Source organism: Deltaproteobacteria bacterium HGW-Deltaproteobacteria-2 (genome assembly GCA_002840505.1).
Classification (GTDB): domain Bacteria; phylum Desulfobacterota; class Syntrophia; order Syntrophales; family Smithellaceae; genus Smithella.
On record PHBC01000006.1, the window covers coordinates 13850 to 26375 of the forward strand.

General features: G+C 44.9%; 8 protein-coding genes and 1 tRNA gene. 6 read left to right on the forward strand and 3 right to left on the reverse strand.

Going from position 1 to position 12526, the window contains the following annotated elements; genetic code table 11:
* Positions 1-119: 119 nt before the first annotated feature.
* A complete protein-coding gene (locus tag CVU62_12040; GenBank protein PKN36829.1) occupies positions 120-3239 on the forward strand; it encodes a hypothetical protein in 3120 nt (1039 codons plus the stop codon).
* A 357-nt stretch (positions 3240-3596) separates the two neighbouring features.
* On the opposite strand, the gene CVU62_12045 is transcribed toward CVU62_12040, so the two are convergent.
* Positions 3597-3672 (reverse strand) — tRNA-Asn (locus CVU62_12045).
* 356 nt (positions 3673-4028) lie between these two features.
* Here CVU62_12045 and CVU62_12050 point away from each other — a divergent pair.
* The 4 genes from CVU62_12050 (at position 4029) to CVU62_12065 (ending at position 8807) form a co-directional block, all read left to right on the forward strand.
* Entirely contained in the window at positions 4029-5189 is a 1161-nt protein-coding gene (locus tag CVU62_12050; GenBank protein PKN36830.1) for a hypothetical protein, read from the forward strand.
* A 137-nt stretch (positions 5190-5326) separates the two neighbouring features.
* Positions 5327-7267: an indolepyruvate ferredoxin oxidoreductase gene (locus CVU62_12055; protein PKN36831.1), complete on the forward strand. Its 1941-nt coding sequence runs from the start codon at positions 5327-5329 to the stop codon at positions 7265-7267.
* 221 nt (positions 7268-7488) lie between these two features.
* Positions 7489-8100, forward strand: a complete 612-nt coding sequence (locus CVU62_12060) for an indolepyruvate ferredoxin oxidoreductase (protein PKN37037.1) — start codon at positions 7489-7491, stop codon at positions 8098-8100.
* A gap of 236 nt (positions 8101-8336) precedes the next feature.
* Positions 8337-8807 (forward strand): hypothetical protein, encoded by a 471-nt coding sequence (locus CVU62_12065; protein PKN36832.1) that lies wholly within the window; start codon positions 8337-8339, stop codon positions 8805-8807.
* Positions 8808-8849: 42 nt separating this feature from the next.
* On the opposite strand, the gene CVU62_12070 is transcribed toward CVU62_12065, so the two are convergent.
* The gene (locus CVU62_12070; GenBank protein ID PKN36833.1) at positions 8850-10961 is read right to left on the reverse strand and encodes a tail-specific protease; all 2112 of its coding nucleotides are present in this window, start codon (positions 10959-10961) and stop codon (positions 8850-8852) included.
* Positions 10962-11249: 288 nt separating this feature from the next.
* On the opposite strand from CVU62_12070, the gene CVU62_12075 reads away from it, so the two are divergent.
* The gene (locus CVU62_12075) at positions 11250-11513 is read left to right on the forward strand and encodes a hypothetical protein (protein PKN36834.1); all 264 of its coding nucleotides are present in this window, start codon (positions 11250-11252) and stop codon (positions 11511-11513) included.
* Between the two features lie 33 nt (positions 11514-11546).
* Here CVU62_12075 and CVU62_12080 read toward each other — a convergent pair whose 3' ends face one another.
* Positions 11547-12485 (reverse strand): hypothetical protein, encoded by a 939-nt coding sequence (locus CVU62_12080; GenBank protein ID PKN36835.1) that lies wholly within the window; start codon positions 12483-12485, stop codon positions 11547-11549.
* Positions 12486-12526: the final 41 nt, after the last annotated feature.

Genomic DNA, 12526 nt, shown 5'->3' on the forward strand with positions numbered 1-12526 from the left:
TAATTACAGATGGTGTCGATTGCTTTTATTAAGACACTTTTTGACTTTATTCAGACAAATCATTTATTGATTTATTTTGGAATGTTGTTATAGCAAATAATATTATTGAGAGGTGAACCATGAAGGAACCATATCCTGACCTTGCTCTGGAGCAATGGAGATTTCTCGCTACTCTTAATGCTCTGGGCGGTGTTGCGCATATCAATATTCTCGATGTCCTGGCTCCTCTTACGGCCAGACAGCTTATTGATCTTTTGAAGAAAACAACTGACCCTGGCTTACTCATTCAGGACGACAATGACATGTTTTCACTGAACACTTCGCTACCTAAGGCAGTTGTAAAAAAGATCGAGGGGATGAATTCAATGAAACACCTCTCAGTCTTGGTGGACATTGTCTATGCACAAAAGATCGACAGAGAGTTGATCCCGCATGTTCTCATAGATCTTCTGGAAAAAGCAGGAAGGACCGTCGAAGCTAGCAAAGTGCAATTCGATTTGGCTGATCGAGAACTGGTAAATGGCAAAAACATGGAAACAGTTCACTCTCTGCTTCTGAACGCTGTCAGCAGATTGAAAAATATCGACCTGGATGATGAAACCAGTTCACTTTACATTTCCCGTGCCTTGAAGCTCTCGAACCTCTGTTATGTCCTGGGTAGGGGGATCACTGAGTTGGGCGAGATTCTGGATATAGCCCAAGCGTTTGCAACCAGGCTTGGTGATAAACGTTCTCAGGCTCTAATCAACCTACATATGGGCATGCTTTATACTTTCACCGGCCGTAGAGATGAGGCCTTCCTTGCATTGTCTCTGGGCTTGGAAGAGGTGAATGAGCTGGGAGATGAGGATATCCTCTCCCAGTCCGCCGAATTCATCGCTGTGTTCTATTTCATGAAAGGCCAGTTCCGTGAAGTAATGAAACATTTGGAACAGCTTGAGAACCTCATCGACATAAGCAAAGCGACTATCCAGCCTATGACATATATACAATTTAGTTATAGCGCATTGTATCTAGGTCAGTTTCATCGCGCATTCGGATTCCTCGATTCCAATCTCCGTCTGGCCGAGGAGAAATCTAATAAAGCCCTAGCTTCTGTCTTGAGAAGTGTTTTGGGCACTACGCTGATCCTGGTAAGAAAATACCATGAAGCCGAGTTTCATCTCAAGAAGGCCCGTCAAGAGTCTTTGGACAGTAACAATGCCTTCGGATACCATTATTCTGGGGGCGGTCTTGCTCTTCTCTATTTCATGACCAATGACTTGGAAAAGAGCTATGAAGTCATTAAAGATACCGTTGAAAAAGCAGTGCGTACAGGACTCATCCAACAGTATTCTTCACCATGGATCCTCGAGATGTTGTATGAATATCATCGGCTTGGATTCAAGTCTCTTCCACACTGGAATTATTCCGATGTCCTGGAAGAGACACTGAACGGTATTAATGTACATCTTCGAGGCGTTGCGCTGCGTCTGCGGGTGCGGGAGAAAATGGACCATGGCATCGTGGATAAGATGCCGATAATGGCCGACCTCGAAGCCAGCAGGACATGTCTCGAGCTATCAGGGAATAACATACAGCTGGCAAAGACGGTCCTCGAGATGGCGCACATTGAGCTCCTCAACAAAAATAAAGAAGAAGCAAGGAGATATGTTCAGGAGGCATGGCGTCTGTTTGGCGGCTATGCAGCCGATTTCTTCCCTGACCAGTACAAGACACTTCTTGAGCAAAAGCAGTGTTCAACTGATACGCGAATCGACAGAGACGATTATATAAAGCAATATTTCGAAGAGATGACTTCCATCAAATCCAGCATGAGCCAGGAAGAGACATTGAGTAAGACCATCATCTCAACGAACCGGTTCTTCGGCGCTGAACGAGGCGGCCTCTTTTGGTTTGCCGAGGGTAAGTACACCAGAACCCCAGAGCTGCGGGCGGTAATCAATCTAACAAAAGAGGAGGTGAAGTCACCCCAGTTCAGGCCGAACATGGAATTCGTGCTCAAGGCATTCCGTACGAACAAACCGCTAGTTGTCAGGAATGACCCTTCGGAGTGCTCCAAGAAAGGCGAGAAAATCAGATCTGTTCTGTGCATTCCTTTTGAGGTGCAGGGTGTGACCCGTGGCGTCCTCTACCACGACAATTCTTACATGCAGGACGCTTTCGATTTTCTTGACCCCATGATGCTTATACTTCTGGGCAGACACACCTCTGACATGGTGGGTTCCATCCTGAATACCATGCGGATCAGCGAAGAAAAGAAAAAGCTGTCCAGGGAGCGTGCTACCAGCCAGCAGGATTTTAAGAAATTTCAACTCATCACTTCCTCCCAGGTTATGAGAGAGCATTTGTCCATGGCAAGCCAGGTGGCTTCAACAGATACGCATGTGCTCCTTCTGGGTGAAACAGGTACTGGCAAAGGAGTTTTTGCTCGGTGGGTTCACGAAAACAGTCGACGTTCTGATGGGCCGTTCATTGTGGTAGACTGCACGACGATCCCGGAGAACCTGGTGGAGAGCGAGTTGTTTGGTTATGAGAAGGGAGCGTTTACGGGAGCAGACAGACAGAAGCTAGGTAGGGTTGAGCTTGCACATGACGGCACTCTCTTTATGGACGAGATAGGCGAACTTTCGCTACATATGCAGACAAAGCTTTTGAAGACTTTAGAAGAAAAGACTTTTGTCAGGATAGGAGGTGGTCGGGCCATTAGGTCTGATTTTCGCCTTATCGTGGCCACCAATCGCAATTTGAAGAATGAGGTGGCTGTAGGCCGTTTTCGGGAAGACCTCTACTACCGTCTTAATGTCTTTCCCATATCCATACCACCCCTGAGGGAACGCGAAGATGATATCATTGAACTGGCGACGTATTTTGTTGACTTTTATGCGAGGAAGAACGGCAGAACTGGCCTTGAACTTTCCCCGAAGGACCACCACATGCTGATGAACTATGCTTGGCCTGGAAATGTCCGGGAACTACAGAACGTCATCGAACGAGCGATCATCCTTTCAAAGGATAACGAGCTCCATATTCCGCTGTTTCCGGCAGGATCCCATGTAGATTTAAAGGGGACCTTTGATGACTTTCCCACTTTAGATGAACTACAGAGACGCTATATACAGCATGTCTTCAAATACACGAAGGGCAAGGTTAGCGGATCAGGTGGCGCAGTTGAGATTCTTGGCATGAAACGCACAAGCCTTTATTCCCGCATGAAGGCGCTGGGAATACAAAAATAATTCCACCTGTTAATAGTAGTAAATCTGACTATGTAAATAGTTTTAATTCAGGATAATAATTAACGCTATAGAAGTAGAAGAATTTACGATGAAGTTATCATTTGATGTTGAAGAAATGTTATACCAATAAAAGATCCTGTAAGAATGATTTATTGAAGCGGCGCCACAGTATTTCAACCATACAATAATTGATCCCACCCCTACATAGAACGTGGTATTTATATAGTATATTCTGAAAAGAAAATGAATGATTACCGTTGATAACTGGAAGAAGTCGACACTTCAGATTTATCTAACTTAATATAATAACGAAATATGCTAAAAAGCCCAACTTTTAAAGTTGGGCTTTTTATTTTCTGGCTCCCCAGCGCGGACTCGAACCACGGACATGCTGGTTAACAGCCAGCCGCTCTACCGACTGAGCTACTGGGGACGACTGAGCTACTGGGGAACATAATTTTAAAGAACTAATCTAACCGTTTTAGTTCCCGGAACTGCTGGTTAATCCCGATGCAATCGGGACTCTACCGATCCCGACCATGTCGGGACTACTGGGGAACATGTTTATTTTCGTCCCGCGCTTCATAATACAAGAAGAAGCGGATGTCAACCTCTATTAAATATTAATGTAAAATTTAAAATTAGTTCGTAAGTTATCAAAAAATTAAATTGTTCTAACAATTTTGCATAGTTTATTACTAAAATATTTTCTATTAAACCTTATCATTTTCTTGCCTCATAAATCACGATAGGATATAAAAGCTCACTTTTTAAAGAACGGTACAGGGAATGGGTTCGAAAGCCAAAGCAGGAAGTCAGGAATTTTTAAAAAAGCACGTACTGGATGAGGGATTATGCACCGGTTGCGGCGCTTGCGTTAATCTTTGTCCATATCAGGTTATTTATCACGATCGCACGGTGCAATTACATAAATGTGATCTGGAAGACGGCAAATGTTATGCTTTTTGCCCCAGAGCGGCAACAGATCTTACGGTTCTAAGAAAACTTCTTTTCGAACAGGATGATATGACGCCGGAAATCGGCGCTGTAAAAGGTTATTATTTTACTCAGGCTGTTGATCCTGAATTACGCGCGACCGCACAGCATGGAGCAACGGTGACGGTTTTAATGGAGTTGGCGCTGGCCGAAGGTTTGATTGATTCTGCTATCGTTTCTATCCGCAATCAGGACTTTATGCAAAATGGTGCTATTGTAAAAGATAAAACAGAGATAAGGAAAAATGCCGGAAGTAAATTTACTGTGTCGCCTACGGTGGCGGCTTTTCATCAACTGGTCACGCAAGAGTATGGAAATATAGGAGTTGTGGTAACCCCCTGTCAGGCGCTGGCGCTGGCCAAGATAAGACTGAACAAAATAAATGAGAATGAAAACAAAATCAATCAATTGAAACTGGTTATTGGTTTGTACTGCGGCTGGACACTTTCCGCGGAAAAATATGCAAAGCTACTTTTGGAGAGAAATATTGCTCTGGAATCAATCACCAAAATGGATGTCCCGGCAGGTAAAAATATTCTGGAATTTTACACTAATGATGGTGTTAAATTGCTTCCGATGGAAGAAATCCAGACGTGTATTCGCGAATCCTGCCGATATTGCATGGACAGTACAGCGGAGTATGCCGATGTTTCGGTCGGCTCGGCGCGTTTTGCCGGAAGTTGGGAAGAAGTTCGTCATTGGAATCAATTGATTGTGCGAACAGCAAAAGGCAAAGAATTGGTTGACTTGGCCGTGAAAAGAGGAGTTCTGAAAATTCGTGAAGCCTCACTGGAAAGTTTAAATGAGCTTAAGGGCGCGGCCGTAAAGAAGAAAAAAGAAGCTCTGAAAAATATTATTGAAAAAAGTGGATCGGCAAAAAAACTGTTGTATTTAGATGGCCGTGATCCGGCAGTAAAAAAGTATTTGGAAGTTAAAAAGAAAAGCAAGAAATAGAAGGGCCTACAAAGATTTTGAGATGCCTTTTTGTCATTCCGAATCCCGATTTATCGGGATGAGAAATCTTTAAGTAACAAATTAAAGATAAGATTTCTCGCTCCGCATCGAAATGACATAAATGTGAGAATAAGATTATGAACAAATTATTGTCACCGGCCAAAACAGAAGTTTTATTCATGGGCAATGAAGCAATCGCGCGCGGCGCGCTGGAGGCCGGCGTTAGTGTTGTCTCCGGTTATCCCGGTACGCCTTCTTCGGAAGTCATTGAGCGCCTGTCGGAGGTCGCCCGTGAAAGAAACCTCTATGTGGAATGGTCAACCAATGAAAAGGTTGCGCTGGAAGTAGCCGCCGCCGCATCTTTCTCCGGTTTACGTTCGATGTGCGTGATGAAGCAAAATGGCGTCAATGTTGCTTCCGATTTTCTTTTGCATCTGTCCTCGTCGGGAACGCGCGGCGGAATAGTTCTGGTCGAATGTGAAGATCCCGGCGCTCTATCAAGTGTCAATGAGGGAGAATCGCGATATTTTGCTCGCATGATCGAAATTCCGCTTTTGGAGCCGGCCAATATTCAGGAAGCCAAGGATTTAACCAGATGGGCATTTGAGTTATCGGAAAAAATCAGAAATGTGGTTATCCTGCGCTCGGTGACACGTATGTCTCACGCCAGCGGTAACGTTATTTGCGGCAGACTGCCGGAAAAAACCAGAACAGCCCTTTTTATTTCCGACGGATCATTTATGGATCCTTTGAAAGGGCCGGTAGTGAGCACACCCGTTGTTATCAAACACAATCTTCAGCAGAAAAAAATACAAAAAGCCGCAGAACTTTTTGAAAAAAGTCCTTTCAATGGATACTCGGGTCCCAAACGTCCGGAGCTTCTGATAATTACCAGCAGCGCCTGTTTCCTTTACAGCAGGGAAGCCATTGAAATGCTGGGCCTGCAGAAACGGGTCGGAATTTTAAAACTCAGTTGCACCTGGCCTCTGCCTGTTAAGCTTTTGAAAAAATATCTGTGCCTGACCGATAAGATTATGGTTGTGGAAGAAGTCCTGCCATTTCTCGAAGAAAATATCAAAGTCGCCGCGATGGGCATGCTCAAAGATACGGGCATCAAAACTTTTTACGGGAAAATAGATAAGACTTTTCCTTCAGTCGGCGAGTTGAATCCCGAAATTGTTGCCGCGGCTCTGGGCAAAATAATGAAGATCAAAACCAAATCATTGCCCGCCGGTTATCTTAAGGAAATAAAAAAAATAGCGCCATTGATTCCACCAAGGGAACAGACGTTTTGTCCGGGGTGTCCGCACCGCGCGTCATTCTGGAATATCAACACGGCGCTGAAACTGGACGGCCGTGAGGGCATTGTTTGCGGAGACATCGGCTGTTACGCGATGGCCTCGCTTTGGCCGGCAATCGGTTTCAATACAGTGCGCACTCTTCATTCCATGGGTTCGGGCACAGGCCTGGCCAGCGGATTTGCCAAACTGGAAGCTTTCGGTTTGGATAAACCAGTCATGGCGGTTTGCGGCGATTCCACTTTTTATCACGCCGTTATTCCGGCGCTGATTAACGCCCGGCATAACAAAGCTGATATAACTTTTATAGTTATGGATAATGCGGGGACGGCTATGACCGGATTCCAGCCGCATCCCGGTATTAATGAGAGCGCCATAGGTGAACCTCTTCCGTCTGTAGAGATTGCCGTAATCTGCGAAGCGATAGGAGCAAAAGTTGCCGTCAGCGATCCTTTCGATCTGGAAGCAACCAGTAAAATTCTGACGTCTTTTATGGCCGAGCGCGGCTCGTTGAAGGTACTCATATTGAAGCAGGCTTGCGCGTTGAGTCCCGAAAAGAAAGGCAAGAAACGATACCAGATGAAAGTTAGTGAAGAACTTTGTCTGGGTGATAATTGCGGTTGCAACCGTTTATGCACGAGAATTTTCCGCTGTCCGGCGTTGACATGGGATCGGGTAAAGAAGAAAGCTGCAGTTGATGAAGTCATCTGCGCGGGATGCGGCGTCTGCTATTCAATCTGTCCGCAAAAAGCGATTACCAGAACGGAGGCGGCGGGATGATGAGGAAAAGAATTTTAAGTACAAATTTGCAGTAAAAAGTATACCGAGGCGGCAAGGAAGAGGCAACTCCGTATGCGTGGGGCACAGACATTTGGTAGCCAGTAAGGTTTCCCGCCCCTGGTGGGCGGGAATTAAAGGGCGGGGGATTTGATTAATAATTTCCACCCTCCTTTTAATTTCCTCCCCTCAAGGGAGGAAATTAAAAAATGAGAGACAGCGAGATGAAGATATCTTTAACCAAAGAACCGACAAATATTATCATTACCGGTGTTGGCGGGCAGGGCAATGTCATGGCCTCCAGAGTACTCGCCGGAATGCTGGTGAACGCGGGCTTTATCGTCACGATCGGCGAAACCTTCGGCATGTCCCAGCGCGGCGGTTCCGTGATGAGTCATTTGCGCGTGTCATCAACTTCCGTTTTAAGTCCGCAGATTCCGCAGGGCAAAGCGGACATTGTCATTGCACTGGAGCCCGTCGAAGCGCTCAGAGTGCTCACTAAATACGGCAATCCTGATGTCGTGGTTCTGGCTAATTCGCGCATGGTTTATCCTATGGGCGTCATCACCGGTGAGTTTAATTATCCTTCTCTTGATGAAGTTAAATCAATGTTTTCAAAACTGGCGGCAAAAAGCTGGATTATTGACGCTACATCCGTGGCGGTTGATTTGGGCAATCCCGTCTTGAGTAATATCGTTATGATCGGAGCACTGGCGGGTGCATCATTGCTGCCGATTAACCGTCAAGCTTTTGAAAAAGAAATAACAAAAAGTCTCCCTGCCAATAAACGCAAAATAAATTTAACCGCATTTGACGCCGGCGTTAAGATGATTTAATGCCAATTATTGCCATTTTTTGGAAATATCCAAATTATCAGCCTCAAAGAATATTTAAGACTTCAATTCGTTATTGAAGACGCATTGTATTTTCCATTTCTTTAAAATAATGACTTGTGCTATTGTGTGTTCAACTTACGCATGATTCCAAATAACCTCGAGGGCCTTTAATGCGTCAGCTTATTCAGGTTATCGGTAAAAAAAGTTGAATTGAAATATTATTGTAAGGAGAGATGATGAAAATAAAAAATGTTCAGAGCATTATTTGTTTAGCAATTTTTTTTCTATTCGCTAATCAGGCATGGGCGGCCGACTGGATATTCTATGCGTCATCTAACATAGGTAAAGAATATTATGATAAAACCAGCATTAAGAAAGTAGATAAAAACATTGTTAGCGTATGGATTAAAATAATGTTAAACGAAGACGCTAAAACAAATAATTTTTTATCTCTCAGAAGCATAGGTAAAGCTCCCCAGAATCCTGACATGTTGAATCATCAGTTGATGCTGATCGAAATTGACTGCGTTAATGATAAAGTAAAATCTTCTCGTATGACTATTAATGATGCAAAAGGTGTTGTTGTTGCGCCGGAACCTAAATCATTTGTTAGTAAATGGAATGCTATTCCTTTCGATTCCAATGCTGATAAACTTAAGAATATAGTCTGTAGTGCCGGAAAGAGTTTAAAGACAATAAAGAAATAGTGTCTTCTAATGTTCGATTATCGGAGAAATCGACGTTTTTGTTCAACGCCCTGCCGGGGCACCTAAGTTACGGGGTACAGACTGGACCGAACTCAGCATCACCATATCGAAGAGAACGTTGACGCTCTCATTCACGAAGGGAGCATACTGATCCCGGGCTTTCTGTTTAAGTTCAGTCGGCGTCTTCTTTTCCTTGCCGCCGCCTTCCTTCTCCACTTCTTTGCGCAAGTCCGCGAGGCGGATAATGCCTTTCTTTCCGGCGGCCTCTTTGTTGTTCTTGATGATTTCGGCGAACTTGGCATCTTTAGCTACCCGATCCTTAGACCTTGCTGACAGCTTCACTAGCATAGGCTGTTCCACCTTTGTCCACAGCGGCACGGAATTTCCATACAAGTCCAGGAAGGGTGCGATAGTTTGGGAGGGAAGAGAGTAATCCAGCGACGTTTCACCAATATCTTCGAGGGTGAAAAAGATAGGCAGCCGCACATCTGCTTCTACGCCAGTCTTTTGTGTGGACTTGCCGCCAGGAAGAAAGTACAATGACGTTGTCACTTTCATACCACCCAGATCTTCAGGTAGTGGCGTAAGTATCTGCACGGATCCCTTACCGAAGGTGTGGTCAGAACCAATTATAACCGTGCGATGGTAGTCTTTTAAGGCGCCCGCCACGATCTCGCTGGCCGAGGCACTTAAACGGCTCGTCAACACGACCAGGGGGCCCGTGTATACCTCGCGGGAATTCCCGGCAGGGAACTTAATAACTTTATATTTACCTTTTGTTTCCGATTTGGCTGAACTATTGACATAAATCGCGACTTGTTCGCGACTGTTTTTGGTTGCCACGATTGCACCCTCGCCAAGAAAAAGACCGGCAACACGCACTGCTTCAGCGAGTAGTCCTCCTCCGTTACGTGACAGGTCCAGCACAATGCCGTCGACGTGCTGATGCCGGGCCTCAACAAGAAGGTTTCTCACATCTTCATAGCAGGACTTGTCGCCTTTCTCGTCGCCGTAAAAAGACGGAAGGTCGATAATGCCAAACCGGTACTGCCTTCCGTTCACCTTTCGAGACTCGTAGGTAATTTTAGCTTCCTGCTCCTTGATATCGACTTTGTCACGTATGATGGTGGTGTCGAAGCGGTATGTGCGTTCTGCTTGTCTTAGAATTGTCAGGGTTACCGGTGTACCTTTTTTGCCGCGAATCATCTTGACAATATCGCGCAGGTCCATATCAATAATATTAACTGGTTTTTCTTTTACCTGAGCCACGGCAATGATTTTATCCGCAGGCTTCAGCAGACCTAAGCGTTCAGCGGCTCCACCGGGGATCAATTCCTCAACGATGGTAAAACCGTTGTCGCTTCTGAGGACAACTCCAATCCCTTCCAGGGAAAGTTGCATTTGAATCCGGAGATCTTCAAGGTTGTCAGGAGATAAATAGCTCGTATGCGGATCTAAGGATTGAGCGAAAGCCTCAGCGGCGAGCATAATTAGCGCTTCGGGATTACGCTCGACTATTCTCATAGTCTGCAGTTCATAACGATGAATCTGTTTTTTCTTGGCTTCGGCCAAATCGATACCCGCCAGCAGATCGTTTTCGATCTGGAATTGTACCACTTTTTTCAGCAGTATTTTCTTTTCTGCCGTCGTCTTCACATAGGGTCGCTTTTTCACGTCGATGTCCAACTCCAAAGTTTCATCAAGGCGGTAGTCTGGACCAACAATCATTTTGACAATAGCCTCATTTTCCCGCGCCCGTGAGACGAGCAAATCGTAAACCGGATTGAGTGAAGCGCAATTGACAGTTTGCATACTGGCGAACAAATTTTGCAGATATGGTCTCAATCTTCCCAAATCGGATGCGTACAACAACGTTTTAGAGGGATCCAGACGTTGAATCATATTATCGATGGCGTGAGTTTTAACATCTCCGGTCAAATTCTTTATCGCGTAATGATTATACAGGAAACTTTTCATCAGCAGGGGCAGGCGGTTGCAGGTAATATTTTTGGCCACTGAGGAAAGAGGCAAAATCAAAATCAGCACCAGAAGCAATAAAAACTTCCACGAATAGGACCTGCTTTTGCTACCGCAAGCTATTCTGCGGCTGATGTGATTGTTTACGGAGATATTTTTATAATTTCTATCGGACATGCTTATGCTCTTTTTTACTTTAACCCGGACGAAAGTACATTTACTCTATGCGAGAAAAATGACAAAAACAAAGATAGAAGGGTGGAGGGATTATGTCAAGTAAAAAGGGGAATTGCTTCATGACTTGTTCAACAGTCTAAATATATTATCAAAGCTCATAAACAAAATACGGTTTCCTCTTGAAAGACTGTGAATTGATAATTATCTTATAGTTAAGGAAGAACGATATTTTCGGGACGCGTTAACATTTTGGCAGGATTATTTCGTTAACAAAGGCAAACAGAGGAGATGAGGAAATCAATGATGTCAATAAGCAGACGCAAAAGACGCTATATAGACTCTGTGTCGTTTCATGAAATCATTATGTTTTCGGCCTGGGGATTTGCGCTGGTGCTTGCTTCTGTTCTGTTCCTCTGGCTCGGTCACCTTCTGGATGAATTGCTGGGCACTGGCCCGAAATTCATGCTGGGTTTGTTTTTCCTTGCCATCATCGGCTCCTTTATAGAATTGTATCAGGAAGCTTTGAAGATCATAAAGGACGCCAAGATGTAGCCCTGTTCGGTAAATTTCTTTTTTAGCTTGTACTTAAGTCTTCAGAAACAACTGCCATCCCGCATACAGCGATCCCGGAATGAGGTCCAAAGCACCGGATGCTTCAGCGACAGGTGTGAATCCGCAGGCGTCGCAATTTATTTCGCCCCGGCTTTTGACATAGCAGCCTTTCGAAATAGTGCCATCAGGATCGATATTAATCAGGATATCATCATGGCAGGACCAGCGATTTTCAACCATGGCCTTGAGTCTGCCTGCCGAATTTAAAATGGGCAACCCCGATTTTTTTAGTTCCAGCAATTTTTCAATGGCGGCACGGCGTTCTTCCGGTAAAAGAGAAAGATCATCTTCTCCCTGATTATAAGGATAGAAAAACTGGACGGTCATACCTTTTAGTGTCGGCATTTTCTGTACCCACTTTGCCAAAGATTCTACATCACGCCAGTTGTGTCGATTAAGCGTGCAATGAATAAAAACCCGGGGATGCCGGGTTTTTTTAATATTGGAGCAAATATGGTCAAAGGAATTGCTCCTCAAAGAATCGTGAGTTTCCTTCAGGCCATCCAGACTCACCCACAGTGTATGGCATGGAACATCCAGCGGCAGTGTGCCGTTGGTTGTCACCGCCACGCGCAGGAAGTTTTTTCTGGCATAAAAGACAAGGTCGTGAAGGCGATATGATCCATCGCGCCACAGCAGCGGTTCTCCACCTTCAAAAACGACCATCCGGGTGCCGAAGCGGTGCAGTGATTCCAATGCCCCGATTGCCGTATTCCAGGACATTTGAGCGTTTTCATCATCAGAGCGCAGATGAAAAGGGCAGGCACGGCAGGTAAGATTGCAGTGATAAGTAACCTTGAAGCTGGCCAGGAGCGGTAGTTTACGCCCTAATATTTTCCGCTGCAGTAAGAACCATGACAGGTCAATTGGCCAGGGGAAGCGTGTAGTCTTTAATTTTCTTTTGTCAATCATTTGGAAAACAATATCTCTTTTCTGAAAACTATAGGAATAAA